The organism is Cellulomonas sp. ATA003, assembly GCF_031582905.1.
Lineage (GTDB): Bacteria > Actinomycetota > Actinomycetes > Actinomycetales > Cellulomonadaceae > Pengzhenrongella.
In genome coordinates, this window is record NZ_CP133990.1 from 2,808,618 (window position 1) to 2,835,425 (window position 26,808).

Here is a 26,808-nt window from a genome sequence, read left to right on the forward strand (position 1 = left end):
CGGCGGCCATGGTCATGATGAGCGCGGACCCTCCGGCGGAGACCAACGGGAGCGGCACGCCGATCACCGGGGCGAGCCCGATGACGACGCCGATGTTGACCAGGGCCTGACCGATGATCCACAGGCTGATGGCCCCGGTCGTGATGACGACGAACGGGTCGGGGTGGCGCCGGATGATCCGGCTCATCGCGAGCCCGAGCACCGCGAACAGAGCGAGCACGAGCAGCGTCCCGACGAGCCCCAGCTCCTCGCCGATGATGGCGAAGATGTAGTCGTTGTGGGCCTCGGGCAGGTACGACCACTTCTCGCGGCTCGCGCCGAGCCCGAGCCCGGCCCACCCGCCGGTGGCCAGACCGTAGGTGCCGTGCAGGGGCTGGTACCCCTCGGCCGTCGGGTCGCAGGTCCCGCTGAACAGGCACGTGAAGCGGCTCACCCGGTTGGGGCTGCTCACGACGAGGCCGACGACTCCGGCAGCGGCTGCCGCACCGGCGACCGCGAACACGCGCAGCGGGACGCCGGCCATGAACATCCCGCCGGCCACGAGCAGCATGAGGATGAGCGCGGTCCCCAGGTCGTGGCCGAGCAGCACGAGCCCGACCATCACGCCGGCGACCGGCAGCACCGGCACGACGGCGTGCTTCCAGTCCCCGAGCAGGTGCTGCTTGCGCGCCAGCACGGCGCCCAGCCACAGCGCGAGCGCGAGCTTGACCACCTCGGACGGCTGCATGGTGACCGGTCCGACGCCGATCCAGTTCTTGTTGCCGCCCGCGCCCAGGCCGAGCGGGGTGAACACGAGCAGCTGGAGGAAGGCGGCGCCGAGCAGCATGGGCCACGCGAGCCGCTTGAGCACCGCCACGGGCATCCGGCTCATGATCCACAGGACCGGCACGCCGATGATCGCGAACTGGGCCTGCTTGAGGAACTCGGCGTACGGGGAGTCGCCGTCGGCGAGGGACGCGACGCTCGAGCTGGACAGCACCATGACGAGCCCGAGCACGACGAGCATCGTGGTCGCGCCGGTGAGCAGGTAGTAGCTGGTGACCGCGCTGTTCCAGTGCCCGAGCACGGCGGCCAGGTCGCGTCGGCCGACGCGCTCCGGCTCCGGTGCCTGCGGCGGGGTGCCGCCACGCGGGGACGAACCCCGCGTGGACGGGAGCGACGTGGAGGAGCTGGGCGAGCCGGCCGCCGCGGCGCGCGCTCGCGGCGCCGGGCGGTACCCGGTGGTCTGCGTCATGACGGTCCCCGGCTCACCGGTCGCCGAGTGCGCGGGCGGCCGCCGCGAAGGCGTCGCCACGCTCGGCGTAGGAGGCGAACTGGTCCATCGAGGCGCAGGCGGGTGCGAGCAGCACGGTGTCGCCCGGCCGGGCGAGCCGGCGGGCCTGGTCGACGGCACGAGTCATCACCGTCCCAGTGTCGCCGGGATCGATCCGCACGACGGGAATCTCGGGTGCGTGTCGGCCCAGAGCACCCTCGAGGGGCTCGGGGTCGGCGCCGATGAGCACGACGGCGCGCAGCCGGTCGCGGCGGGTCCGGACGAGGTCGTCGAACGTCGCGCCCTTGGCGAGCCCGCCCGCGACCCACACCACGGAGTCCGGCGCGAAGGCGCCGAGCGACGCGGCGGCGGCGTGCGCGTTGGTGGCCTTGGAGTCGTCGACGTACCGGACGTCGCCCGCGACCGCGACGGTCTCGATGCGGTGCGCGCCGGGGGTGTAGGCGCGCAGGCCGTCGCGCACGGCGGCCGGCTCGACGCCGTGCGCGAGCGCGAGCGCGGCGGCAGCCAGGGCGTCGGCGACGACGTGCGACGGCACCGCGCCGGTGCGCGGGTCGCTCGCCTCGCCCCCGCCGAGGTGCGCCAGGTCGGCGAGGGTCCCGAGCTCGGCGGCGTGCGTGTGGCGCAACGTCGCGAAGCCGCGGTCGACGAGGACGTCCTCCACGAGCCCGACCTGCCCGACCGACGGCATGCCCAGCGTGAACCCGACCGCGACGGCGCCGTCGACGACGTCGGCGTCCCGCACCAGCCGCTCGGTGACCGGGTCCGCGCTGTTGTAGACGCAGGCGACCTGGGTGCGCTCGAAGGCGCGTCCCTTGTCTGCGGCGTACGCCTCGAGCGAGCCGTGCCAGTCCAGGTGGTCGGCGGCGACGTTGAGCACCGCGGCGGCCTGCGCGGACATCGAGTGCGTGAAGTGCAGCTGGAAGCTGGACAGCTCGACCGCGAGGACGTCGAGGTCGGGGTCGGTGGCCGCCTCGACGACCGGGGTGCCGACGTTGCCGACCGCGAGCGTGCGGCGTCCGGCCGCGGTGAGGATCGACGCGAGCATGCCGACCGTCGTGGTCTTGCCGTTCGTCCCGGTCACCACGAGCCACGGGGCGGGGCCGCGGTGGGCGCCGTCGGGCCCGGGGTGCGGTCGGCGCGCAGGCGCCAGGCGAGCTCGACCTCGCTCCACACCGGCAGCCCACGGTCCCGTGCTGCCGCGAGCAGCGGTGTGCCCGGCGCCCAGCCCGGGGAAGCGACGACGAGGTCGGCGTCGGCGAGCCCGTCGTCGGCCAGGAACGCGGCGGCGTCGGCGACGTCGGCCTCCGGGTCGCGGGCGTCGACGGTGACGACGACGGCACCCTGCGCCCGCAGCACGGCCGCGGCCGCGCGGCCGGTGACGCCGTGACCGGCGACCACGACGCGGCGCCCGGTGAGGTCCTCGCGGGCGGCGGACATCAGCCCACGACCCACTCGGCGTAGTACACGCCCACCCCGGCGGCGACGAAGAGCCCGGCGATGATCCAGAACCGGATGACGATCGTGACCTCACCCCACCCGGACAGCTCGAAGTGGTGGTGCAGCGGTGCCATCTTGAACACCCGCTTGCCGGTCATCTTGAAGAAGCCGATCTGGATGACGTCCGACAGCACGATGAGGACGAACAGACCGCCGATGATCGCCGCGAGGATCTCGGTGCGGGACAGGATCGACAGCCCGGCGAGCGCGCCGCCGAGGGCGAGCGACCCGGTGTCGCCCATGAAGATCTTGGCGGGGCTCGCGTTCCACCACAGGAAGCCGAAGCAGGCGCCGGTGATCGCCGCCGCGACGACGGCGAGGTCGAGCGGGTCGCGGGTCTCGTAGCAGCGCGGGCCCACGGTGAGGATCGACTGGCAGGCCTGGTTGGACTGCCACACGCACACGATGACGTAGGCGCCGAAGACGATGAGCGAGACCCCGGTGGCCAGGCCGTCGAGGCCGTCGGTGAGGTTGACCGCGTTGGACCACGCCGTGATGAGGAAGTTGGCCCACAGCACGAACAGGATGAGCCCGAGCGTGGCGCCGGCAAAGGCGAGGTCGAGCCCGGTGTCGCGGATGAAGGAGATCTGGGTCGACGCGGGCGTGCGGAAGTTCTCGTTCGGGAACTGCAGGGCCGCGACGGCGAAGGTGATGCCGACCAGCCCTTGCCCGACGATCTTCCACCGGGCCCGCAGCCCGAGGCTGCGCTGCCGGGAGATCTTGATGAAGTCGTCGAGGAAGCCGACGATCCCCAGCCCGGTCATGAGGAACAGCACGAGCACCGCGGACGCACTCGGGACGTTGCCGGTGACCAGGCTCGCACCCGCCCACCCGAGCAGCGTCGCCAGGATGATGACGACGCCGCCCATGGTCGGCGTGCCGCGCTTGGTGAAGTGGGCCGTGGGCCCGTCCTGGCGGATGAACTGGCCGTACTGCTTCTTGACCAGGAAGCGGATGAACAGCGGCGTGCCGAGGAGCGACAGGACGAGCGCGAGCCCGCCCGAGATGAGGACCGCTCTCATCGGTCGGAGTCCACCGGCGCGTCGGCCGACGAGTCCGCCGGCGCGGTGAGGATGTCCCCCAGCCGCCACAGCCCCGCGCCGTAGGACGACTTCACCAGGACGACGTCGCCCGGGCGCAGCTCGTCGGCGAGGAACGCGGCGGCGGCGTCGACGTCGTCGACCATCGCGACCTCGTCGCCCCACGACCCCTCGCGCAGGGCGCCGTCGGCGATGGGCTGGGCCCCGGCGCCGACCACGACGGTCAGGCCGATGTTGAGCCGGACGACCATGAGGCCGAGGGCCTCGTGCGCGGTCCGGTGGTCCTCCCCGAGCTCGAGCATCTCGCCGAGCACCGCGACGGACCGGCGGTCCCGCCCGGACACGATGGCGAGGGTCTTGAGGGCTGCGCGCATCGAGTCGGGGTTGGCGTTGTAGGAGTCGTCGATGACGGTGACGCCGTCGGGTCGCTCGACCACGTTCATCCGGTGCGGGCTGAGGGGCCCGGCGGCGGACAGCCGCTCGGCGACGTCCGGCAGCGCCACACCGAGGCGCAGGGCGACCGCGGCCGCGGCGAGCGCGTTGTGGACGTGGTGCTCCCCACGAGTCGGAGCGTCACCGGCGCGGCCTCCTCGCCGGCGGTCAGGGTGAAGGTGGCGCGCCCGGCGCGGTCCAGGCGCAGCGCGGTCGCGCGGACGCCGGCGCCCTCACCCGTGCCGAAGGTCGTGACGTCCCCGGGGGCCACGGACGCCATCGCGGAGACCCGCATGTCGTCGGCGTTGAGGACGGCCACGCCGCCCGGCGCGAGGCCGGTGACGATCTCGGACTTGGCGCGGGCCACCGCCTCGATCCCGCCGAACTCCCCGAGGTGCGCGCTGCCCACGACGAGCACGACGGAGACGTCGGGCGGCGCGATCCGGGTGAGGTAGGTGAGCTGGCCCAGACCGCTCGCGCCCATCTCGAGCACGAGGAAGCGGGTGCCCTCGTCGGCGCGCAGGACGGTCAGAGGGAGGCCGATCTCGTTGTTGAACGAGGCGACCGGCGCGACGGTCGGTCCGGTCGGCGTCAGGAGCTGGAGCAGGAGGTCCTTGGTGGTGGTCTTGCCGACGGAGCCGGTGACGCCCACGACCGACAGCCGGGTCGCACCCGTCTCGTCGTCGGTGCGCAGGCGCAGCAGCACCTCCCGCGCCAGGTCGCCCAGGGCGCGCTCCACGTCGTCGACGACGACGCTGGGGACCGCGGCGCCGTCGGGCCCGGTGACGGTCCGGGAGGCGAGCACGAGCGTGGCCCCCGCGGCGACGGCCGCTGCGGCGTGGTCGTGGCCGTCGGTGTGCTCGCCCGGCAGGGCGACGAAGAGCGAGCCCTGGTCGACCTGGCGCGAGTCGACGACGACGGGCCCGTGCACGACGGTCGCCGGGTCCAGGCCCTCGGGGTGCAGGCGACCGCCGGTCGCGGCCGCCACCTCGGCGGCCGTCAGCGCGATCACTCGCCCGCCCCGCTGGTCGACGTGCCGGTCGAGGTGGCGGTCGGGGTGGCGGTCGGGGTCCCGGTCGCGTCCGCACGGACGGCAGCCAGCAGCACGTCGCGGTCGTTGTACCGGTGGAAGACCCCGGCGATCTCCTGGGTGGGCTCGTGCCCCTTGCCGGTGATGATGATCGTGTCCTTGTCGTCGGCGAGCGCGAGCGCGGCGCGGATGGCGTCCGCGCGCGAGGTCGCCTCGTGGAGGTCCGTCCCGTCCGGGCGTGCCTCGAGGGCCCCGGCGAGGATCTGGGCGCGGATGGACGCGGGGTCCTCCGAGCGGGGGTTCTCGTCGGTGACGACGAGGACGTCGGCGAGGCGGGCGCCGATCTGCCCCATGAGCGGGCGCTTGCCCTGGTCGCGATCGCCGTCGGAGCCGAAGACCAGGATCAGCCGGCCCGGCGTGATCGGCCGGACCGCCTCGAGCGCGAGCACGAGCGCGTCCGGGGTGTGGGCGTAGTCGACCAGGGCGAGCGGCCGCCCTGGACCGCGCTCGACGACGCGCTCCATCCGGCCGGGGATCGCGCTCGCGGCGCCGACCGCGGCGACGGCCGCGTCCAGGGGGACGCCGGCGCGGTGCGCGAGCACGATCGCCAGCGCCGCGTTGGACACGTTGACCAGGCCCGGCAGCGGGCTCGCTGCCGCGTGCCGGGCGCCGTCGGGCCCACGCAGGGTGAACGTCGAGCCGACGCCGTCGAGGCCGATGGTGGCCTCGACCACGGCCCAGTCCGCGGTCTCGGCCTCGGGCGTGTCGACGTGCGTCGCGACGGACTCGACCGGGATCGCCGCCGTCGCCACGAGGCGGCGACCCCACTCGTCGTCGACGACGACGACGCCGCGGGCGGCCTGCCCGGGCGCGAACAGTCGCGCCTTGTCGGCGAAGTAGCCCTCCATGTCGCCGTGGAAGTCGAGGTGGTCACGCTGGAGGTTGGTGAAGCCGACGACGTCGAACGTCATCCCGTGCACGCGTCCGAGGGCGAGCGCGTGGCTCGACACCTCCATGGTGACCGCACCCGCCTCGCGCTCGCGGGCCAGCCGCAGCAGCGCGTGCAGCGCGGGAGCCTCGACGGTCGTCCGGGGGCTCTCGATCGCCTGGTCGCCGACCCGCAGCTCCACGGTGCCGAGCAGCGCGGTGGTCCGGTGCGCGGCCCGCATCGCGGCGTCGACGAAGTAGGTGGTCGTGGTCTTGCCGTTCGTCCCGGTCACACCGACGCTCACGAGCTCACGCGCCGGGTGGCCGTGCACCCACGCCGCGACGTCACCGAGCAACCCGCGCGGGTCGTCCGCCACGAGCACGGGGACGCCGAGCCCCGCGCACCGCTCGGCGCCCGCGTCGTCGGTGAGGATCGCGACCGCACCGGCCTCGACGGCACCGGGGGCGTACGCCGCGCCGTGCACGCGGAAGCCCTGCAGGGCGACGAAGAGGTCGCCGGGCTCGACGTCGGAGCTGGCGTGGGTGAGGCCCGTGAGGACCCCGTCCGTCCCGTGCGGACCGGCGGTGCGGAGCGCGAAGGCCGCCGCGAGGTCGACGATCCGGTGGGCCGTGGGGCGCGCAGGGCGCATCGAGGCGTGCGCGGACGTCATGCGACGAATCTACCGCGCGCGCTCCGGCTCACCCCGTCGGCGGGCCGCGTGACGGGCACGGGGACGGGCATGACGCTGCTCACTCGCCCCGCTCGACGTCTCACCCGCCGCCTCACTCGTAGGTCGTGGGGAACAGCGTCGCGGGAACCCCCGTCGGCGGCACCTTGAGCAGCTGCAGCGCGAAGCCGGCGACCTCGCTGAAGACGGGGGCGGCCACGGTCCCGCCCCACACGGAGGTGCGCGGGTTGTGCATGATGACGGCCACGGCGATGCGCGGGTCGTCGGCCGGGGCGACGCCGATGAACGACGCCGTGATCCCGGTGCTGCCGTCCATGCCCCACGACTGCGCCGTGCCGGTCTTGCCCGCGACGCGGTAGCCGGGGATCGCGGCGGCCGAGCCGGTGCCCTCCGCGACGGCGCTCTCCATCATGGTCAGCACGGTGTCGGCGGTCGCCTCGGAGACCACCCGGGTCCCCTCGCCCCGCTCCGGGCGGGTCACCGTGCCGTCGTCGGCGGTGATGTCCTTCACCAGGTGCGCGGGCATGCGCACGCCGCCGTTCGCGATGGTCGCGAAGACCTGCGTCGCCTGCACCGCGTTGACCGAGACGCCCTGGCCGAACAGGACGGCGTACCTCGTGCGCCCGTCCCAGTTCTCCACGGGGTGCAGCTTGCCGGCGGACTCGTTGCGCAGCTCGATCCCGGTGGGCGTCCCGAACCCGAACTTGGCGAGGTAGTCGTAGCGCACCTGCTCGGGCAGCTGCTGGCCGATCATCACCGTGCCGGTGTTGGACGACTCCGCGAGCACACCCGTGGTGGTCAGCTTCTGGCCGGGGTGCTCGTGCGAGTCCTTGAACGTCTGCCCGTTCGCCGTCGTGTACTGGTACGGCACCTCCCAGTGCTGCAGCGGGTCGGTGATCCCCGTCTCGAGCGCGGCAGCCATCGTGATGACCTTGGCGGTCGAGCCGGGCTCGAAGACGTCCGAGATCGCGCGGGAACCACGCCGGTCCGCCGCGGTCCTGCCCGGGTCGTTGGGGTCGACGGCGCCGGAGTCGACCAGGGCGAGGATCTCGCCGCTGCGCACGTCCATCGCGACCAGCGCGCCGGAGTCCGAGCCGGTCGCCGCGACCTGCTGGTCCACCGCCTCCTGGGCCATCCACTGCAGGTCCCGCAGGATCGTGGTCCGCACGTCCTGCCCGGGCTGCGGGGCGACGCGCTCCCGCTCGCCGCCCGGGATCTCCTGCCCGCGGGCGCCCCGCTCGTAGCGGTACGTGCCGTCGACGCCGGTGAGCTGGTCGTCCAGCGCGCGCTCCAGGCCGGCGAGCGCCTCGCCGTCCTGGCTGAGGAACCCGATGACGTTGCCGCCGACCGACCCGGCGGGGTAGATCCGCTCGTCGGCGCGGTCGGCGTTGACCCCGGCGATGCGCTCCTCGCGGATCGCCCGCCACACCTCGGGCAGCACGCCCCGCCGGATCTCGACGTACGGCGCGTCCCCGACGAGCTGCGCACCGAGCTCCCCGGCGTCCACCCCGAGGATCGGGGCGAGGACCTGCGCCGCGCCGGCTGCGCCCTCGGCGACGACGGTGCCGTTGCTGGTCTGCTTCCAGCTGGCGACCTCGGCCTGGTTGACCCACAGCACGTACCGCTCGACCGTGGTGGCGAGGGCCACACCGTCGGCGTCGGTGATCTCCCCGCGGGGGCGACCAGCGTCGCGGTGCCCATGCGCGAGGACAGCGCCTCCGCGGCCACCGCAGAGCCGGCGATGCCTTGGACGTAGACCAGCCGGCCGGCGAAGACGGTCAGCACGACGAGACCGAGGGCGAGCAGCGCGCTGTGCCGACGCGCCGGGACGCCCGGCGGTCGGGTGGCCGCGCCGGTCGCTCCGGTCGCACCGGCGGTCGCCCCGGCTCGGCGGGCGGCCGTGGACGCCGCCCGGGCGACCGTCCGCGGGGACGGTCGCTCCGTCGTCGCGGTCCGCGCCGCACCCCGGGCAGCGGTCCGCTGGCCCCCGCGGGCCGGTGCGCCGCCGCGCGCCGGAGCGCTCGGGTCGCTCGGGGTGCCGTGGGCGGGTGTGCGCGCGCCGGTGGGTCCGCGACCGCGGTCCGGCCCCGTCATCCCCCGACCCCGGCCGGGGTCGGGGTCCCGAGGACGGCGCCGTCGGCCAGCCGCAGGTACGCCGACGGCGGCGCCTGCACGAGGCCGAGCGCGCGGGCCGACGCCGCGAGCTGCGGCGGTGAGGCCTGCGCCTCGAGCTGCGTCTGCAGCGACTGCTCGGTCCGGGCGAGCTGCGCGAGCTCGATCTCCATCTCGTGCTTCTCGTACGCCGCACTCGCCATCGTCGTGTTGAGGACCAGCGCCCCGAGGAGCGCCCCGGCCAGGATGGCGATGCACAGCACCACGAACGGGACCCGGGTGCGGTGGTGCTCCGGTGCCCGGACCACGCGCAGCCGCGACGCGGGTGTGCGGGACCGCGACGGTCCGGGCGGTGCCGGGACCGTCCGTGGGGCCGGGGCGAAGGACTGCGGCAGAGCACTCATGAGCGCACCCCTTGAGGTGGTCGGGCGTCGGACGGAGACGTTCAGCGGCGCGGAGCCGCACGGAGGCGGAGCGCGGGTTGCGCTCGCGTTCGTCGGGCGGCGCCTCCTCCGCCCCGCGGGTGACCAGGCGGAGGTAGGGCCGGTGGGTCTCGGGTTCCACCGGCAGTCCCTCCGGGGCGCTCGACGTCGCCCCGGCGGCGAAGGCCCGCTTGACGATGCGGTCCTCGAGCGAGTGGTAGGCCTCGACGACGATGCGCCCACCCACCGCGAGCGCCTCGATCGAGGCCGGGACGGCGCGCTCGAGCACCTCGAGCTCGCGGTTGACCTCGATGCGCAGCGCCTGGAAGGAGCGCTTGGCCGGGTTGCCGCCGGTCTTGCGGGTCGCGGCCGGGATGCTCGCACGCAGCAGGTCGACCAGCTCGCCGGTGCGCGTCAGCGGGCGGGTCGCCCGCTGACGCACGACGTTGCGGGCGATCCGGGCCGCGAACCGCTCCTCGCCGTACTCGCGCAGGACCCGCGTGAGCTCGCGCTCGTCGTAGGTGTTGAGGACCTCGGCGGCGGTGATGCCCGTGCTCGCGTCCATCCGCATGTCCAGGGGCGCGTCGTGGGCGTACGAGAACCCACGCTCAGCCTCGTCGAGCTGCAGCGAGGACACCCCGAGGTCCATGAGGACCGCCTGCACCGCGGGCAACCCGCGGTCCGCGAGGACGTCACCGATCTCGTCGTACACCGCGTGCACGCCCTCGAACCGGTCACCGAAACGGGCGAGACGCCGTCCGGCGAGGGTGAGGGCCTGCGGGTCCCGGTCGAGCCCGATGACCCGGACGCCGTCGAACCGCTCGAGCACCGCCTCGGTGTGCCCGCCCATGCCGAGCGTGGAGTCCACGAGCACGGCTCCCGGTGCCCCGAGCGCCGGCGCGAGGAGCTCGACGCAGCGGTCGAGCAGGACCGGCGTGTGCCGGTCCGCCGTCTGGCGCGGCTCGCTCATCGGGTGCTCCTGGTGCTGCGGGTGGGTCGTGCGGTGCGGTGGTGCGGTGGTGCGGGATCGGTGGCTGCTGGGCCGCTGGTCGGGGGTCGTGCGGGGGTGGTGCGTACGGGGCGGCCGGGCGACCCTCCGCCGTCCGGCCAGGTCCCCTCCGACCCTCTGGCGCCGGGGAAGTGCGTCAGAGCAGGCGGGAGGAGACCTCACCGGGCGGTGGCACGCAGGCCGCACCCGTCGTCAGAACGGACCGTTGGGGAAGACCTCCTCGGCCGTGTCGGCGTACCCGGACTCCTGCTCGGCCAGGTACTGCTCCCAGGCCGGCAGGTCCCAGATCTCGACCCGGGTGCCGGCGCCGATCACGGCGACGTCCCGGTCGAGCCCGGCGTAGGTGCGCAGGGTCGGCGGGATGGAGATCCGCCCCTGCTTGTCGGGCAGCTCGTCGCTGGCCCCGGACAGGAAGACCCGCAGGTAGTCGCGCGCCTGCTTGCTGGTCACCGGGGCCTGCCGGATCTGGTCGTGCATCCGGCGGAACTCCTCCAGCGGCAGCAGGAACAGGCATCGCTCCTGACCACGGGTCATGACCAGGCCCGGCGCGAGCTGCGCGCGGAACTTGGCTGGCAGGATCAGCCGGCCCTTGTCGTCGAGCCGCGGGGTGTAGGTCCCCAGGAACATCGCCGACCCGCCGCCGAAGAGGTCGCTCATGGACGACCGACCTCCCCCGTGGACACCCGCACTCACCCGTTGCCCCCACACTACTCCACTTCCCTCCACCGACAAGGGGCGCGGGGGTGGCGTCACCCCCGGATGCGGCGTCGTCCCAGGCCAGGGCGGTGGAGGGACGTGGAGGGTCGCGTGGGCCGTCCGGCGCCGACTGGGGCCGGTGTCCCATTCGTCCGGATGCGGTCGCCGCCCGCCGCCTCCTGGCTGCCGCCCGTTCCGCCGGACGGCGCCCGGTCCGCACCCCGCTCCCTCTTCTCCCCGGGCGCGGGTGGAGCGAAGTGGGGCGACGGGCAGAGGCCGCCCTGGGATCCGGTGTCCCGGCGCTGTGCGTCGCTTAGGCTCTGGGCAGTCCGTGAGGAGTCACCATGCTGCAAGCCGTGCCGACGTCGGCCGAGCTCGACGAGCTCGTCGACACCACCAGCCTGATCAGCGCCGGGATCGAGCGGGTGGTCGCCGGCCGACCGCAGCTCGTCCGGCTCACGCTCGCCGTCCTGCTCGCCGAGGGCCACCTGCTCCTCGAGGACGTGCCCGGGGTGGGCAAGACGACGCTCGCCAAGGCGCTGGCCCGCAGCATCGACTGCTCGGTCGGCCGCATCCAGTTCACGCCGGACCTGCTCCCCAGCGACCTGACCGGTGTGAACATCTTCCGGGCGCAGACTCACGAGTTCGAATTCCGGCCCGGCCCGGTGTTCGCCAACATCGTCATCGGCGACGAGATCAACCGCGCCTCGCCCAAGACGCAGTCCGCGCTGCTGGAGTGCATGCAGGAGTCGCAGGCCACGGTCGACGGCGCCACCTACCCGCTGCCCCGACCGTTCCTCGTCATCGCGACGCAGAACCCCGTCGAGATGGAGGGCACGTACCCGCTGCCCGAGGCGCAGCGCGACCGCTTCATGGCACGGCTGAGCGCCGGGTACCCGGACCGGTCGGCCGAGCTCGAGATGCTCGAGCGGCAGGAGGTCGCCGACCCTCTCGCCGACCTCGCACCGGTGACCGACGCCGCGCACGTGGCCCGCCTCATCGCCACCGCGCGCCGCCTGTACGCGGCACCGGCGATCAAGGGGTACGTGCTCGACCTCGTCGCGGCCACCCGGACGGACCCCGGGCTGCGGCTCGGCGCCTCACCGCGCGCGTCCATCCAGCTGCTGCGCGCGGCCAAGGCCCTCGCTGCGCTGTCCGGCCGGGACCACGTGCTGCCGGACGACGTCCAGGAGGTCGTCGAGCCGGTCCTCGCGCACCGCCTCCTGGCGAGCACGGAGTCCCGGCTGGCCGGGCGGACGACCCTCGACGTCGTCCGGGGTCTCGTCGCCCGCACCGCGCTGCCGCCGGTCGAGGCGCCGCGCGCGCGTCGCGCCACCGGCTGAGCCGCACGGCCGACGCGGGCCATGGCACGCGACGCCGTCGTCCGGCCCGGCACCCGCCGGGCTCCCGCCCGCCGCCGAAGGAGGCGCTCATGTGGACGCTCCGTCCCACCCCGCGCGGCTGGGGCCTGTTCGTCGGCGGGTCGCTGCTCGCCCTCGCGGGGGTCGGCTGGGGATCGACGGACGTCGCGCGCCTCGGGCTCCTCGGCCCCCTCGTCGTGCTCGCCGGTGCGCTGTGGGTCCTGGTGGTGGATCCCACCCGTGGTCGCCACGCGCTGCGCGTGCACCGCTCGGTGCAGCCCAACCCGGTCTCGGCCCGGTCGCCTGCGACCGCCCACGTCGAGGTGGTCGCCGCCGACCCGGCGGCCCGGTCCCGACTGGCCGACGTCGACCTCGGGGAGCAGGCGGCGAGCCAGCTCTCCGGCGGGCTGACGCTGCGCGCCCGGATGGAGCGCGCGCCGGGGAGGATCGCGCTGACCTACCCCTGGACCCCGTGCGCCGGGGACGCTGGCCGCTCGGTCCGCTCGTCGTCCGCCGCACCGACCCGTTCGGTGTGGTCCGGAGCCGGTCCACCCTCGGTGAACCGGTCGAGGTCGCGGTGTGGCCCGCCGTCGTCGACCTCGACCTGCCGGCCGGCGCCCTGGTGGGCGAGCCGGACCGCGTCGCGCTCGGCGCCCGTTCCCCTCCCCGACGACGCCGCCCTGCGCGGCTACCGCGTGGGTGACGACCTGCGCCGCGTGCACTGGGCGAGCTCGGCACGGCGCGGCGAGCTCGTCGTGCGCAGCGACGAGCGCGCCGGACGGCGTACCGCGTCGATCCTGCTCGACCTCCCGCCGGACCGGTCCGGGATCGAGTGGAGCATCTCGCTCGCGACGTCGATGGGGCTCGCGGCGCTCGGTGGTGGCCATCCCGTGCGGATGCTCGGCGGCCGGTCCACCCGCGACGACGCCGCGCGCCGCGCCGTCACGACCGGGCACGTGCGCGAGGGCGGCGGCAGCCACGGCCGGGTGGAGCTCCTGGACCGCGCCGTCGACCTCGAGCCGGCTCCCACCGACGCGGAGAACGAGGCCGACCTGCTGGCCGCGGTCGCGGAGCTGAGCACCCCCGGAGCGGGGCGCGAGCTCGTCCTGGCCGTCGTCGGCGTGCTCTCCGCACGCGGACGCGCCGCGCTGGCCGGGCTCGCCGAGACCTGCGAGCCGTTCGCCGTCGTCCGCATGCCGGCGCTGCCGGCGTCCGCCCGACGCGACGCCCACATCACCCTGGCCGCGCTGCGCCGTGCCGGCTGGCACGCGTGCTCGGCCGAGGTCGACGACGACCTGCACCAGACCTGGGCCCGACTGCTGGAGACCACCCGATGAACGACGTCGTCCGAGGACCCCGGGCCTGGATCACCGGCGCGCTGTGCGCCCTGGGGGTGATCGCGAGCCTGCTCGCGCTGTCCGGCCTCATCTCGCCCGGCCGGTGGACGCAGGCCGGGACGGTCGGCGTGATCGCGCTCGCCGTCGTGCTCGGCGTCGTCCGCGCCTCGACCCGGACGTGGTGGGTGCCGACCGTGGCCGGGGCGGCCGCGGCCCTGCTCGGGATGCTGGTCGTGTACGGCAGCCCGCCCGGCCGGATCGACCTGCTGCCGGACGGCGAGACGATCGCCCGCCTCGGGGACCTGCTGCGCGGCGGCCTGCAGGTGGCGGACGCGTCCCGCCCACCCGCCGACCCGGCTCTCCCGCTGGAGGCGCTCGTGGTGGGCGGCGCCCTGCTCGTGATGCTCTCGGCCGACCTCATCGCCCTCGGGCTGGGTGCGCCGGCGTGGTCGGGGCTGGCGTTCCTGGCCCTGTGGATCCCGCCGCTCCTCATCGGTCGGCCCGCCCCGACGTCGGCGTTCCTCGGCACGGCGCTCGCCTTCCTGCTGCTGCTCGCCGTGAGCGCCGTCCCGTCGTCGTCCCGCCGCGGCCGTACCCCGGCGGACGACCGGCGGCGCATCACCGCTGCCCTCGGGACGTCCACCGCGGTCACCGTGGTGGCCCTCGCCGTCGGGCCGTTGGGGTCGGCGCTACCGGGCTGGTCGAGCGTCCGCCTGCCCGACCTGGGGACCGCGACGACCGGCTCGCTGCAGCTGGCCGAGGACCTCGACATGCGGCAGAGCCTCGGGGCGCGCTCCACCGAGGTGGTGCTCGCGTACCGCGCGGAGCCGGTGGCCGCCGGACCGCTGCGCGTCTTCACGCTGCGCGACTACGACGGCGAGCGGTGGGCCCGCGACGACGCCGGCCTCGACCAGTTCCCGACCGTGGACGAGGACGCTGTCCTGTGGCCGGTCCGGGACCTGACCCCCGAGCCGGCCGGTGAGGGCCCGCCCACGTCCACGCGCCTGGACGTCCGCCTCGCCGCGCTGCGGGAGGACCGGCTGCCCGTACCGGTCATGCCGCGCCGGGTCGACATCGCGGGCGGCTTCACCTACGACAGCCGACGCGACGAGGTCCGCCGCCCGACGGTGACCAGCAGCGGCCTGGAGTACTCCATGCAGGTCGAGCTTCTCGACCTGACGGCGGACACGCTGCGCGGTTCCAGCGCCGCGGACCCCGGGACGTCGCCGACTACCTGCAGGTCCCGCAGACCTCGCGCACCGACGACGTCGCCCGGCTCGCCCGGGAGATCACCGAGGGCTCGGCCGCCCGGTACGACCAGGCGCTGGCCCTGCAGTCCTGGTTCCGCAGCACGCAGAACTTCACCTACGCGACCGACGTGGAGACGGCACGCAGCGACGACGCCGTGTGGGACTTCATCGGCACCCGCACGGGCTACTGCGTCCAGTTCGCCACCGCGATGACGGTCATGGCGCGCACCCTCGGCATCCCCGCCCGCCTCGCCGTGGGCTTCCTGCCCGGCACGCCGGACGACACCGGCCGGTTCGTCGTCACCGGGCGGGACTCCCACGCCTGGCCCGAGCTCTACTTCCCGGACGCCGGCTGGATCCGCTTCGAGCCGACGCCGGCGGTGCAGACCGGAGCGCCGCCGCGCTGGGCCGACCCCTTCGCGAACGTCGATCTCACCGACCCCGAGCTCGCCGAGCCCGGCGCGCCGGAGCCGGGCACCGTCCCGCTGCCGTCGACGGCGCCGGTACCGGCGCCGGGCACGACGGTCGGCACCGAGGACGACGGCAGCGGCCTCGTGCCGGTCGGCGTGGGTGCAGCGGTCCTCCTCCTGCTCGTGGGCGCCGGGGTCGTCGTCCTGCGCCGCCGGCTCGCCGGCGCCGACGAGCTGCGACCGGAGGCGGCGTGGGCCCACCTGCGCCGGCGGCTCGCGACGGCCGACATCACGTGGAGCGACGCGCAGACGCCGCGGCAGGCCGCGGCGCACGTGCAGGCCGAGGTGGAGGCGCGCCGCGACGGTCCGATGGACCCCGAGGCGCGGACCGCGCTGCTCGAGCTCGCCCGCGCTGTCGAGGACCACCGGTACGCCCTGGCACCCCGGACGTGGGAGCACGCCGCACTCGAGCAGCGCGTCGCGACCGTCCTGCGCGACGTCGCCCGGCTCACCGCGGCGGGCAGCCGCCGCGGCTGACCGCCGGAGGCGAGAGCGCCGCCCCCGGGTGCCGGCGGCCTGCGTTGCGCGCGGGCGGGCGGGCCGAGATACGCGCGGGGGCCCGCGGTCCGCACCGGCGGCCTACGGTGCGCGCCGACGTCCTGCGGTGCACGCGGGCCGCCTGCGGTACGCGCCCGCCTCCGCCGCCCGTGCGGCACACGCCACCGGGCGGACGAGACGACGACGCCGCCCGGCCGGAGCCGGGCGGCGTCGTGACGAGCGGGAGGTCAGCGGCCTTCGTGCCGGCGACGGTCCCAGCGCTCTTCGAGGCGGTCCATGAACCCCCGCCGCGCCGGGGGCTTCTGCCCACGGGCCGGGCGGGGGCCGACGGTACCGTCACCACGCACCACGCCGACCGGTCCGGACGACGCCGACGGCCCGGCGAAGGCGAATGCGACGGCGCCGAACATCAGCAGGAAGCCGATCACCCCGAGCCACAGCTGCGACATCGCAGCGCCCGCGACGAGGAGGAGCAGCCCGCCGACGAAGCCGGCGCCCACGATGAGCCAACGGCCCACACCGCGCCGACCGCCCCGTGACTGGAGCGTGTTGGCCAGCCTGGGGTCGTCAGACGTGAGCTGTCGCTCCATCTGTTCCAGTACGCGCTGCTCGTACTCGGACAGAGGCATCACTACCCCCGCACTTCCCCTGATGGGACTGGTCATGGTCTGGGACCTCAGGATAGGTCGCTCGGCGCCCCGACGGTAGTTGAGCGAGGGGTGACAACATCACTGATCCCGGCGGCCGATCCGGGAACTATCGCGGCACGCCCGAACCGGCCGCGGACGAGGTCCATCACGGCCTCCGCATCGCGCCGCGTGGCGGCCTCGTCGCCGACCGCCTCCTCGAGCGTCGGCTGCCGGGGCGTCGACTCCGCGGGCGAGAGCCCCTCGGCCCGGACACCCACCAGCCGCACCGGGAGCCCGCCGAGGTCGACGCCGGCGAGCAGCTCGCGCGTGACGAGGTAGATCTCCTGGCCGACGTCGGTCGGTGTCGGCAGGGTCCGCGCCCGCGTGAGCGTGCGGAAGTCGTTCGTGCGGATCTTGATGCTCACGGTGCGCGCCAGCAGCGACTGGGACCGCAGCCGCTCGGCACACCGGTCGGCGAGCGCCAACGCCTGCTGCTGCACGACGGCGACGTCGTGCACGTCCGCGAGGAACGTGACCTCGGCCCCGATGCTCTTCTCGACGCGGCCGGGCTGCACGGGGCGCGGGTCACGCCCCCAGGCGAGGTCGTGGAGGTGCGCGCCGGCGACCTTGCCCACCGCACGCTGGATCGTCGCGACGTCGCTGTGGGCGAGCTGCTCGACGGTGCGGATCCCCCACCGCGCGAGCGCCGCCTCGGTGCGCTCGCCCACGCCCCACAGGGCACCCACCGGGAGGGTGTGCAGGAAGGCGACGGTCGCCGCCCGCGGGACCAGCAGCACGCCGTCGGGCTTCGCGTGCCCCGAGGCGAGCTTCGCCACGAACTTGGTGCTCGCGATGCCGACCGAGCACGTGATCCCGTGATCGGCGCGCACCCGCTCGCGGATGCGCGCCGCGATGGTCGTCGGCGGTCCGAGCCGGCGCCGGGCACCGGACACGTCGAGGAACGCCTCGTCGACGCTGACCTGCTCGACCAGCGTCGTGACGTCCGCGAGCGCGTCCATCACCGCCGCCGAGACCTCCCGGTAGGCCGACAGGTCAGGCGGGACGACGACCGCCTGCGGGCACATCCGCCTCGCCATCGTCATCGGCATCGCCGAGTGCACACCGAACGCGCGGGCCTCGTAGGTGGCCGCGAGCACGACCGACCGCTCCTCGCCGCCGACGATGACCGGCCGTCCGCGCAGCTGTGGCCGGCGAGCCAGCTCGACCGAGGCGAAGAAGGCATCCATGTCGACGTGCAGGATCGAGCAGCCGTCCTCCTCGGTGCCCCAGTCGCGCCGGGCGCCGTCGGCGCGTGGCCCGCGGCTCACCGCAGCCCCGTCACGAGGCGCGGGCCGCTGCCCCGCGCCCGGGGTCCGGGCACCGGAGCGACCGGCGGGCTCGAGCATCCTCCGCACCTCGTCGAGGAGGTCCTCCGCGGCGCCCAGCGTGCGCTCGGCGTGCTCGGCGTCGACCGCGTCGAACCGCCCCGCGTCGACCGCCTGCCGCAGCGGGGCCCCGGCGGCGAAGAACGCGGACCACGCGGAGGCCTCGGGTGCGACGGACGCGAGCATGTCCCACACCGTACGCGGCGGGCGGCGCCCACCCGGCCGGCCGTGCGTGGCGATCACCGCGGCCGCGGCCCGCAGGGCGGCCAGGTGCGCGTGGTTGAACATCTCGGCCGGCCCGGCGGAGAACTGCGCGGCGAGCAGCTCGGCATCGGCTCGGCGCAGCAGGTCGACGGCCGTGGTCGGCAGTGGTGCGGCGTGGACGGTACGGCTCATGGGTGGCACCTCCTCCTCCAGTGTCGAACGGGTGTTCGAACCAGTCAACCCCTCCCGTGCCCTACGGTGGGCCCGTGGCTCGATCCGGTGGCACCTCCCCGAGGCGACCGGGCCGAGCATCCCACCGGCCACCCACAGACGCCGCGGGGCTGCCGGACGGCCCCGTCCGGACCTCGACCGGGACCGTCGAGCTCGTGCGCAGCCGCGACGACCCGGACGGCGTGACCGTCGTGGTCAACGGGGTGCCGAGCTCGCACCTCGACCTCGCCGACCCCACCCGGCTCGACTTCGAGTACATGCAGCAGATGGCCGTCGTCGTCGACCGGGTCGCCGAGCCGGGCGCCTCGCTGCGGGTGCTCCACCTCGGCGCGGCGGGCTGCACCTTCGCCCGGTACGTGCACGCCACTCGGCCCGGGTCCCACCAGCTCGCGGTCGAGCTGGACGCCACGCTCGCCGAGCTCGTGCGGGGCTGGTTCGACCTGCCCCGCTCCCCGCCCTGCGCATCCGGGCGGGGACGCACGCACCGAGCTCGAACGCCGGCCCGACGCGAGCGCGGACGTCGTCGTGCGGGACGTCTTCGCGGGTGACACCACACCGGAGCACGTCCGCACCGCCGAGTTCACCCGCGAGGTCGCGCGCGTGCTGGTCCCCGGCGGGGTGTACCTCGCGAACTGCGCCGACCGCCCGCCGCTCGCCCGGGCGCGCGCCGAGATCGCGACGCTGGGCGCGGTGTTCCGCGACGTCGTCGCGATCGCGGAGCCGGCTCAGCTCAAGGGCCGCCGGTACGGCAACCTCGTGCTCGCGGGCAGCGACGACACCGGGCTGCTCGGGTCCGCGGACGTCGCCCGCGCGATCCGGTCGCTGCCCGCACCGACGCGCGTGCTGCACGGCGCCGAGCTCGAGGCCTTCGTCGCCGGGGCGACGCCGCTGCACGACGCCTGACCCGGCCGCGGCGCGGCCGCACCGGCCCGCGGACCGCCCGCCCCGACCCGGGAGCCAACCCCGGGCACGAGAGGCCCCGTCCCTGTCGGGACGGGGCCTCACCTGCGAGCTCTCAGACCTCAGAGCGGGCGGACCTGCTCGGCCTGCGGGCCCTTCGGACCCTGCGTGATGTCGAACTCCACGCGCTGGCCCTCCTCGAGGGACCGGTAGCCCTGGGAGTCGATCGCCGAGTAGTGGACGAAGACGTCGGCGCCGCCGCCGTCCTGGGCGATGAACCCGTAGCCCTTCTCAGCGTTGAACCACTTGACAGCACCCTGTGCCATGTTCTGTGTCCTTCTGTCCATCCGAGGCGCATGACCGGACCCTTGTTGCCCGGTCGCCGTGCCGCAATGCACACGTCCTTCACCGGGTGGACCAGCCAGGGCTGGGGTACCGGTCCCGAGGGGCACCGGCGCCGGGTCGAGCGTCCGTACGTCACTGCAACGCCGCCGAGTGTGGCACACCGTGGTCCGCGTCGGCAGGGTTTCGCGGCCCCTGTGCGGAGCTCGTCCGGACGACCCCGGACGGCCCGCGCGCGCGCGCACGAGGACTACAGACCGGGGTTCTCGCCGCCCTGCTGCGAGGCCAGGAAGCGCTCGAACTCGTCACCGAGCTCGTCCGCCGTCGGGATCTCGGCGGTGTCCGCGAGCAGGCTCGTGCGGCCGATGGAGCGGGCGAAGCTGTCGTACTGCTCCTCCAGCGCGTGCACGACGGCGGCGACCTCGGCGGACGCCTCGACCTGGCGGCCGATCTCCTCGTTCGCCTCGCGCACCGCGTCGGTGAGCGCGGCCACCTTGAGGTCCAGGCCGGTGGACCGCTCGACGTTCTGCAGCGCGGTCTGGCTGGCGAGCGGGAACGGCGACTGCGCGAGGTAGTGCGGGACGTGCACCGCGTAGCCCATCGCGTCGTGCCCGGACTGACCCAGCCGGTACTCCAGCAGCGAGCTCGCGCTCGCCGGGACCTGCACGGTGCCGAACCACGAGGTGTGGTCGGCGACGAGCTCGGGCCGGGTCGCGTGCGCCGTCGCCGAGAGCGGTCGCGTGTGCGGGATGCCCATCGGGATGCCGTGGATGCCGATCGTCAGCGGCACGTCGAAGCGCTCGACGAGCTGGCGCACGGCTGCCGCCCAGCGCTCCCACTGGACGTCCGGCTCGACGCCGTGCAGAAGCAGGAACGGCACGCCGTCGGCGTCCGTGACCAGGTCGACGCCCAGGTGCGGCTCGGCGTACTCGCTGAACGTCGTCGCGTCGAAGGTCATCAGGGGACGCCGTGACCGGTAGTCCAGCAGCTGGTCGACGTCGAAGGTCACCAGGGGGACGGCGTCGAGCTCCTCGCGGATGTGCTCGGCCGCCAGCTGGCCCGCGCTGCCGGCGTCGACGAAGCCGCGCACGGCGTGCACGAGGACCGGTCCGCCCTCGGGCAGGTGCGCGGACAGCTCCGCCAGACGGCTCTCCGCCTGCGGGTCGACCTCGTAGATCTCGCTCGGGTTCAGCATCGCTCCCTCTCCGCCTGCTCACCGCCGACGGCGGTCACGCCGCCGGCACTCCCGGGTCAACGCCTCGCGCGGCCTGATCCTTCCCGGCGCGGTCCCGCGCCGGGCCGCCCCGCGCCGCACGTGCTCGCCGAGCCGCACGTGCTCACCCGACCCGCCGGGTGGTCACCGACCCGGCAGGCGCACCACGGAGACGAAGAACTCGTCGATCTGCCGGACGACGTCGATGAACCGGTCGAAGTCGACCGGCTTGGTCACGTAGGCGTTCGCGTGCAGCGTGTAGCTGCGCAGCACGTCCTCCTCCGCCTCCGACGTCGTCAGCACCACCACGGGGATCCGGCGCAGCTCGTCGTCCTCCTTGAGCGCCTGCAGCACCTCGCGCCCGTCCATCCGGGGCAGGTTGAGGTCCAGCAGCACCAGGTCCGGGGTGGGGGCGTCGGCGTACGGCCCCTCCTTGCGCAGGTACTCCATCGCGCTGACGCCGTCGCTGACGACGGCGAGCCGGTTGGCGACCTTGTTGTCCGCGAACGCCTCGCGGGTCATGAGCACGTCGCCGGGGTCGTCCTCGACCAGCAGGACGTCGATCACCTTGGGCACGGGGGGCATGGCAGGTCCTCTCAGCGCCGGACGTCGGCGGTCGTGTCGTCATGGACGGTGTCGTGGGTGTCGCGGGTGTCGTCCCGGGCGCCGCCCTCCGGCGTGTCCGCCTCGACCGGGATCGGGAGCGTCCACCGGATCCGGGTGCCGGGGCCGTCGTCGGTCGGCTCGACCCAGATGTGCCCGCCGTGGTGCTCGACGATCTTCTTGCACAGCGACAGGCCGATCCCGGTGCCCTCGTAGGCGTCCTTCGCGTGCAGCCGCTGGAAGATCACGAAGACCCGCTCCGCGTACTGCGCGTCGATGCCGATCCCGTTGTCACGGCACTCGAACTCCCACGCACCCGCCGACCGCCACGCGGTGACCCGCACCTCGGCGGCGCGGTCCGGCGCGCGGAACTTGACCGCGTTGCCGACGAGGTTCTGCAGCAGCTGCACCAGCAGCGGCCGTTCGCCACGGATCACGGGCAGGTCCCCGTGGATGACCGTCGCCCCGGCCTCGGCGATCGCCTCGTCCAGGTTGGACACCGCCTCGCTCAGCGCGTCCGCCATGTCGACGTCCACGGTCCGGCCGTTCATCCGGCCCACCCGGGAGAAGCCCAGCAGGTCCTGGATCAGGCGCTGCATGCGCTTGGCGCCGTCGACGGCGAATTCGATGTACTGGTCGGCGCGCTCGTCCAGCTGGCCGCCGTAGCGCTTCTGCAGGAGCTGGGTGAAGCTCGCGACCTTGCGCAGCGGCTCCTGCAGGTCGTGCGAGGCGACGTAGGCGAACTGCTCGAGGTCACGGTTCGACCGCTGGAGCTCCTCGGCCTGCTCGGTGAGCCGGCGGTGCGCCTCGCTCAGCTCCGTCGACGCCGACGCCGCCTCCTGCACCTGGCGGACCAGGGTGCGGCGCATGCCCTCGACGTCGCCGGCGAGCGCGGCGATCTCCCCGGCCCGGTCGCGCGGACCCGGTGCGCCAGGTCGCCCGAGCCCACGTGCCGGGCATCCGCGGCGAGCGCTGCCAGCGGCCCGGTCACCCAGCGGCCGAGCGCCGTCCACAGCGCAACCCCGACGGCGGCGGCGCCCAGGGCGAGCGCGGCGGTCGCGGCCACCAGGATCGACGTCCAGCGCTGGAGGTCGTCGATGGCGTCGGCCCGGCGCTCGCGGATGTCCTCGAGGTAGTCCTCGAGCGCGGTGCGGGTGGCGTCGAACAGGACGCGACCGGCCTCGATCTCCTCCGGCGTCACCGCGCCCGTCCCGCCCGCGCCGACCGCGGCGATGGTTGGCTCGGCGAACTCGGCCACCCAGCGGCGCGCGGCCTCGACCGCCCGCTCGCGCGACGCGAACAGCGCGGCGTCCGCGGCGAGCTCGTCGGCCAGCTCCGGCGTCGAGCTCCCCGTGCCGCTCAGCGAGTCCGCGTAGGGCGCGAGCGTGACCGGGTCGGCGGTCAGCGCGTACCCGCGCACGGCGGTCTCCGCGTCGAGCATGCGCACGTACCCGGCGTTGGCCTCGGTGACCGCGCCGTAGTAGAGCTCGGTGACGTCGTCCTGGGCCCGCACGACCTGCACCGTCGCGGTCACCGCGCACAGCACGAGGACGCCGAGCACGACGGCGGCCGCGATCAGCGCGCGCCGCAGCTGGGTGCGCAGGGTGGTCGGCCGCGCCCCGGCCGGGTCGGGCCCGTCGGGGCGCGCCGACACGTCCGGTCCGGTCGCCCCGTCGCTCACGGCGTGCCCCCGGCCCAGCCGAGGACGACCGCCGCGGCGTCGTCGGCGAGCTGGCCGCCGTGGCGGCGCCGCACCTGGGCGATGACGTCCTCGACGAGACTCGGGGTGCCCTGGGTCAGGGCGTCGTCGACGACCTCGACGAGCCCGGCCTTGCCGATGCGCCCGCCGTCGACCGTCGCCTCGATGATGCCGTCGGTGTACATCATGAGCCGCCACCGGTCGCCGAGGTCGAGGCGCTGCGGCTCCCAGTCGCCGGGCACCGGGACGCCGATGGCCCGGCCCCGACGGTCGGGCGGCAGCAGGCGGCTCGGCGGCCCGAGCAGCAGCGGCACGGGGTGGCCGGCGTTGTACAGGTCGGCCGAGCGCCGGCTCGGGGCGACCTCGAGCATGGCCGCGGTCGTGAAGATCTCCTCCGCCCACCGCTCGGCGGCGAGCACCCGCTCGAGCAGCGGCAGGATCGAGCCGGTGGGGGTCCCGGCGAGCACGAGGGTGCGCCACGCGGTGCGCAGCGTCGCGCCCAGCGCGGCGGCGTCCGGGCCGTGACCGCACACGTCGCCGACGATGGCCAGCACCCGACCGTCCGGACGCTCGACGACGTCGTAGAAGTCGCCACCGAGGAGCCCGTCGCGGCCGGCGCGGTAGCCGACGCCGACCTCGAGGCTCGCGTCCAGGACGGCGGGGACGGGCAGGAGCGCCCGCTCGAGCCGGGCGGTCTCCTCCGCGCGGACCTGGCTGCGGTACAGCGCGCGCTCGGTGGCCTCCGAGCGCCGCCGCTGGACGGCGTACCGGACGGAGCGGCCGAGCATGCCGGCGTCGGCCTCGCCCTTGACGAGGTAGTCCTGCGCGCCGGCCGCGAGCGCCTGGAGGCCGAGGTCGGTGCCGCTCAGGCCGGTGAGCACGACGACCGCGGGCGCACCGGCGGCGAGCAGTCGCTGCAGACCGCCGAGACCGACGGCGTCGGGCAGTCCGAGGTCGAGCAGCACGCAGTCGACGTCGAGGGCGCCGAGCGCCTCGTCGAGCGAGCGGGTGCGGTGCAGGTCGACGGACATCCCGGCGTCGGCGAGCAGCTCCTCGACGAGCACGGCGTCGCCCTCGTCGTCCTCGACGAGCAGGACACGGATCGGCGCACCCCCGTCGCACTGCTGCTCACGCCCGTCCCCCGCCGTCGTCGACCCCGGTCGGAGCATACGGGCGGGCCGGTGCCGCCCGGGACGGGCACGACACGCCGAGATGGACGCCGCCCGGCCGTGGCGGATAATGGACGGCCGCCTCGGAGGGGCGGTCGGTCCCACGGGCCGGGGAGCCGGCACCGGAGGGCGGGACGATGGCAGGCCACGAGGCCGAGCTGCGCAGCGAGCAGGAGCGCGTCGACGCTCTCTACGCACGACTGGACGCGCTGCGTGCCCACCAGCGCGAGCGGCTGCGCGAGGTGCGCCTCGGCGGACCGTCCGGCTCCCCGCAGAACCGCAGCGAGCGCGACGCCTTCGCGACGCTGTACGAGGACCGCGTCGCCCAGCTCGAGGCGGTCGAGGACCGCCTGGCGTTCGGCCGGCTCGACCTCGAGGACGGCACGCAGCGCTACATCGGCCGCATCGGCCTGACCGACGAGCAGCAGACGACGATGCTCACGGACTGGCGCGCACCCGCCGCCCAGGCCTTCTACCGCGCGACCGCCGCACACCGCGACGACGTCGTCCGGCGGCGGCACCTGGTCACGCGGGGCCGGTCGGTCACCGGCATCGAGGACGAGGTGCTCGACCTCGCCGCGCTCGACGGCGCCGACGACGCCGCGCTGTCCGGCCTCACCGGCGAGGGGGCCCTGCTCGCGGCGCTGGCGGCCGGGCGCACCGGGCGGATGGGCGACATCGTCGCGACCATCCAGGCGGAGCAGGACGCGATCATCCGCTCGGACCTCGCCGGTGCGCTGGTCGTGCAGGGCGGCCCGGGGACCGGGAAGACCGCCGTCGCGCTGCACCGGGCGGCCTACCTGCTGTACGCGCACCGCCGCGTGCTGGAGCGCTCGGGCGTGCTGCTCATCGGCCCCAGCGCGGTCTTCCTGCGCTACATCGACCAGGTGCTGCCGTCGCTCGGCGAGACCGGGGTCGTCACCACCACGATCGCCGACCTGTACCCGGGCATCGAGGTGCGCGGGGACGACGAGGAGGCGGTCGCCGAGGTCAAGGGCCGGGCGCTCATGGCGGGCGTCGTCGCGCGCGCCGTCCGGCAGCGTCAGCGGGTGCCGGCCGAGGCGCAGGAGGTCAAGGTCGAGGGCCGCGTGGTGGTGATCACCCCGCGCGACGTGGCGGACGCGATGGCCCGCGCCCGGCGCAACCACCGGCCGCACAACGTGGCCCGCGTGACGTTCGTGCGCGAGATGCTCGCGAAGCTCGCCGACCAGTACGTGGAGCAGCTCGGCTACCCCGTCCCGGCCGACGAGCGCGGGGAGATCCTCGAGGAGCTGCGCACCACGCGCGAGATCCGGATCGCGCTCAACCTGGCCTGGATGCCGCTGACCCCGCAGCGCCTGGTCGAGGACCTGTACACCAAGCCGCACCGGCTCGCCGCGGCGGCGTCGGAGCTGTCCCGCCGGGACCGGGCGCTGCTCGCGCGCGAGCCCGGTGCCCCGTGGACCGCGGCCGACGTGCCGCTGCTCGACGAGGCCGCCGAGCTGCTGGGCGAGGACGACCAGGCCGCGCGCGCCCAGGCCCGCGCCGACGCCGAGCGGCGCACCGCCGAGGTCGACTACGCGCGCCGGGTGCTCCAGTCGTCGGGGAACGCGGGCCTGGTGTCCGCGGAGCTGCTCGCCGACCGGTTCGCGAGCAGCGGCCCACGGCTGACCACCGCCGAGCGTGCGGCGGCGGACCGCACGTGGACGTACGGGCACGTCGTCGTCGACGAGGCGCAGGAGCTGTCCGCGATGGCGTGGCGCATGCTGCTGCGGCGGGTGCCGACGCGGTCGATGACCATCGTGGGCGACGTCGCCCAGACCACCGCCCGGGCCGGGGCGCGCTCGTGGCGCGGCATGCTCGACCCGGTGCTGCGCAGCTCGTGGCGGATGTCGGAGCTCACGGTGAACTACCGCACGCCCGCCGCCGTGGCGGACGCCGCGCAGAGCGTCGCCCGCGCCGCCGAGCTGCCGGTCAGCACGCTGCGGTCGGCGCGCGAGGTCCCCGGGGCGCTCGCCGTGACCCGGGTCGGGTCGCCGGACGACCTGGTGCAGGGCGTCGTCCGCGGCGCCGCCACCGCCCTCGGCGAGGTCGACGACGTCGCCGACGGCGGCCGGGTCGCGGTGGTCGTCCCGCAGCGCCTGGTCGAGCCCGTCCGGGCCGCGGCCCGGGCGGCAGGTCTCGGCGAGGCGCTGGGCTCCGGCACGGCCGCGCTGGACGCCCCGCTCGTCGTCCTGACCCCGCGCCAGGCGAAGGGCCTCGAGTTCGACGTGGTGGTGCTGGCCGAGCCCGCGGAGGTGCTCGCCGCGAGCGCCGGCGACCTCTACGTGGCGATGACCCGGCCGACCCGCCGGCTGGGGGTGGTCCACCACGAGCCGCTGCCCGAGGGATGGCCGACGTCGGTGTGAGCG

General features: G+C 75.1%; 21 protein-coding genes and 5 pseudogenes. 7 read left to right on the forward strand and 19 right to left on the reverse strand.

What is annotated here, in order from left to right:
• Positions 1-31: 31 nt before the first annotated feature.
• From REH70_RS14055 to mraZ, 10 genes and pseudogenes are all read right to left on the reverse strand, one after another.
• Positions 32-1,234 (reverse strand): annotated as a pseudogene (locus REH70_RS14055) (FtsW/RodA/SpoVE family cell cycle protein); the annotation flags it as partial.
• A gap of 13 nt (positions 1,235-1,247) precedes the next feature.
• Positions 1,248-2,354, reverse strand: coding sequence for a UDP-N-acetylmuramoyl-L-alanine--D-glutamate ligase (murD, locus tag REH70_RS14060; RefSeq protein ID WP_310748143.1), 1,107 nt, complete (start codon positions 2,352-2,354; stop codon positions 1,248-1,250).
• Complete coding sequence (locus REH70_RS14065; RefSeq protein ID WP_310748146.1) at positions 2,351-2,710, reverse strand: hypothetical protein; 360 nt, start codon at positions 2,708-2,710, stop codon at positions 2,351-2,353. The genes murD and REH70_RS14065 overlap by 4 nt, the downstream gene beginning before the upstream one ends.
• A complete protein-coding gene (gene mraY, locus REH70_RS14070; protein ID WP_310748148.1) occupies positions 2,710-3,792 on the reverse strand; it encodes a phospho-N-acetylmuramoyl-pentapeptide-transferase in 1,083 nt (360 codons plus the stop codon). Before mraY ends, REH70_RS14065 begins: the two co-directional genes overlap by 1 nt.
• Positions 3,789-5,254: pseudogene (gene murF / locus REH70_RS14075) on the reverse strand (UDP-N-acetylmuramoyl-tripeptide--D-alanyl-D-alanine ligase). Before murF ends, mraY begins: the two are co-directional and overlap by 4 nt.
• Entirely contained in the window at positions 5,251-6,870 is a 1,620-nt protein-coding gene (locus tag REH70_RS14080; protein ID WP_310748151.1) for a UDP-N-acetylmuramoyl-L-alanyl-D-glutamate--2,6-diaminopimelate ligase, read from the reverse strand. Before REH70_RS14080 ends, murF begins: the two are co-directional and overlap by 4 nt.
• A gap of 112 nt (positions 6,871-6,982) precedes the next feature.
• A complete protein-coding gene (locus REH70_RS14085) occupies positions 6,983-8,536 on the reverse strand; it encodes a penicillin-binding protein 2 (protein WP_310748153.1) in 1,554 nt (517 codons plus the stop codon).
• A 442-nt stretch (positions 8,537-8,978) separates the two neighbouring features.
• A complete protein-coding gene (locus tag REH70_RS14090; protein ID WP_310748155.1) occupies positions 8,979-9,404 on the reverse strand; it encodes a hypothetical protein in 426 nt (141 codons plus the stop codon).
• Positions 9,405-9,414: 10 nt separating this feature from the next.
• A pseudogene (gene rsmH, locus REH70_RS14095) lies at positions 9,415-10,392 on the reverse strand (16S rRNA (cytosine(1402)-N(4))-methyltransferase RsmH); the annotation flags it as partial.
• Between the two features lie 231 nt (positions 10,393-10,623).
• Positions 10,624-11,058, reverse strand: a complete 435-nt coding sequence (mraZ, locus tag REH70_RS14100) for a division/cell wall cluster transcriptional repressor MraZ (RefSeq protein WP_310754310.1) — start codon at positions 11,056-11,058, stop codon at positions 10,624-10,626.
• Positions 11,059-11,471: 413 nt separating this feature from the next.
• On the opposite strand from mraZ, the gene REH70_RS14105 reads away from it, so the two are divergent.
• The 4 genes and pseudogenes from REH70_RS14105 to REH70_RS14120 all read left to right on the forward strand — a co-directional run bounded on the left by REH70_RS14105 (position 11,472) and on the right by REH70_RS14120 (position 16,022).
• Positions 11,472-12,470 (forward strand): AAA family ATPase, encoded by a 999-nt coding sequence (locus REH70_RS14105; protein WP_310748158.1) that lies wholly within the window; start codon positions 11,472-11,474, stop codon positions 12,468-12,470.
• An 89-nt stretch (positions 12,471-12,559) separates the two neighbouring features.
• The gene (locus tag REH70_RS14110; RefSeq protein WP_310748161.1) at positions 12,560-13,825 is read left to right on the forward strand and encodes a DUF58 domain-containing protein; all 1,266 of its coding nucleotides are present in this window, start codon (positions 12,560-12,562) and stop codon (positions 13,823-13,825) included.
• Positions 13,822-14,994, forward strand: a pseudogene (locus REH70_RS14115) (DUF3488 domain-containing protein); the annotation flags it as partial. The gene REH70_RS14110 and the pseudogene REH70_RS14115, both read left to right, overlap by 4 nt.
• 161 nt (positions 14,995-15,155) lie before the next feature.
• Positions 15,156-16,022, forward strand: a complete 867-nt coding sequence (locus REH70_RS14120; protein ID WP_310754312.1) for a transglutaminase domain-containing protein — start codon at positions 15,156-15,158, stop codon at positions 16,020-16,022.
• Positions 16,023-16,270: 248 nt separating this feature from the next.
• Here the strand turns inward: REH70_RS14120 and REH70_RS14125 are convergent, their stop codons facing one another.
• The 3 genes and pseudogenes from REH70_RS14125 to REH70_RS14135 all read right to left on the reverse strand — a co-directional run.
• On the reverse strand, positions 16,271-16,672 hold the full coding sequence (locus tag REH70_RS14125) for a DUF3040 domain-containing protein (RefSeq protein ID WP_310754313.1): 402 nt from the start codon (positions 16,670-16,672) through the stop codon (positions 16,271-16,273).
• A 47-nt stretch (positions 16,673-16,719) separates the two neighbouring features.
• Positions 16,720-18,000, reverse strand: coding sequence for a DNA polymerase IV (gene dinB, locus REH70_RS14130; protein ID WP_310754315.1), 1,281 nt, complete (start codon positions 17,998-18,000; stop codon positions 16,720-16,722).
• A 93-nt stretch (positions 18,001-18,093) separates the two neighbouring features.
• Positions 18,094-18,573, reverse strand: a pseudogene (locus REH70_RS14135) (SAV_6107 family HEPN domain-containing protein); the annotation flags it as partial.
• Between REH70_RS14135 and REH70_RS14140 the strand changes: the two are divergent.
• Together REH70_RS14140 and REH70_RS14145 are read left to right on the forward strand one after the other, a co-directional pair.
• Entirely contained in the window at positions 18,528-19,040 is a 513-nt protein-coding gene (locus tag REH70_RS14140) for a hypothetical protein (protein ID WP_310754469.1), read from the forward strand. The pseudogene REH70_RS14135 and the gene REH70_RS14140 sit on opposite strands and share 46 nt — an antisense overlap.
• Positions 19,018-19,395 carry a hypothetical protein gene (locus REH70_RS14145; RefSeq protein WP_310748164.1) on the forward strand — a complete coding sequence of 126 codons (378 nt, stop codon included), beginning with the start codon at positions 19,018-19,020 and terminating at the stop codon, positions 19,393-19,395. The genes REH70_RS14140 and REH70_RS14145 overlap by 23 nt, the downstream gene beginning before the upstream one ends.
• Before the next feature lie 119 nt (positions 19,396-19,514).
• Here REH70_RS14145 and REH70_RS14150 read toward each other — a convergent pair whose 3' ends face one another.
• From REH70_RS14150 to REH70_RS14175, 6 genes are all read right to left on the reverse strand, one after another.
• The gene (locus tag REH70_RS14150) at positions 19,515-19,718 is read right to left on the reverse strand and encodes a cold-shock protein (protein ID WP_310748167.1); all 204 of its coding nucleotides are present in this window, start codon (positions 19,716-19,718) and stop codon (positions 19,515-19,517) included.
• A 266-nt stretch (positions 19,719-19,984) separates the two neighbouring features.
• Positions 19,985-20,929, reverse strand: coding sequence for a PAC2 family protein (locus REH70_RS14155; protein WP_310748170.1), 945 nt, complete (start codon positions 20,927-20,929; stop codon positions 19,985-19,987).
• 162 nt (positions 20,930-21,091) lie between these two features.
• The gene (locus tag REH70_RS14160; RefSeq protein ID WP_310748173.1) at positions 21,092-21,532 is read right to left on the reverse strand and encodes a response regulator; all 441 of its coding nucleotides are present in this window, start codon (positions 21,530-21,532) and stop codon (positions 21,092-21,094) included.
• An 11-nt stretch (positions 21,533-21,543) separates the two neighbouring features.
• Positions 21,544-22,419 carry an ATP-binding protein gene (locus REH70_RS14165; RefSeq protein WP_310748175.1) on the reverse strand — a complete coding sequence of 292 codons (876 nt, stop codon included), beginning with the start codon at positions 22,417-22,419 and terminating at the stop codon, positions 21,544-21,546.
• Positions 22,362-23,231 (reverse strand): CHASE3 domain-containing protein, encoded by an 870-nt coding sequence (locus REH70_RS14170; protein WP_310748177.1) that lies wholly within the window; start codon positions 23,229-23,231, stop codon positions 22,362-22,364. The genes REH70_RS14165 and REH70_RS14170 overlap by 58 nt, the downstream gene beginning before the upstream one ends.
• Entirely contained in the window at positions 23,228-24,418 is a 1,191-nt protein-coding gene (locus REH70_RS14175; protein ID WP_310748180.1) for a SpoIIE family protein phosphatase, read from the reverse strand. The genes REH70_RS14170 and REH70_RS14175 overlap by 4 nt, the downstream gene beginning before the upstream one ends.
• 137 nt (positions 24,419-24,555) lie before the next feature.
• Here REH70_RS14175 and REH70_RS14180 point away from each other — a divergent pair, with 137 nt between their 5' ends.
• On the forward strand, positions 24,556-26,805 hold the full coding sequence (locus REH70_RS14180; RefSeq protein WP_310748183.1) for an AAA family ATPase: 2,250 nt from the start codon (positions 24,556-24,558) through the stop codon (positions 26,803-26,805).
• Positions 26,806-26,808 lie beyond the last annotated feature (3 nt).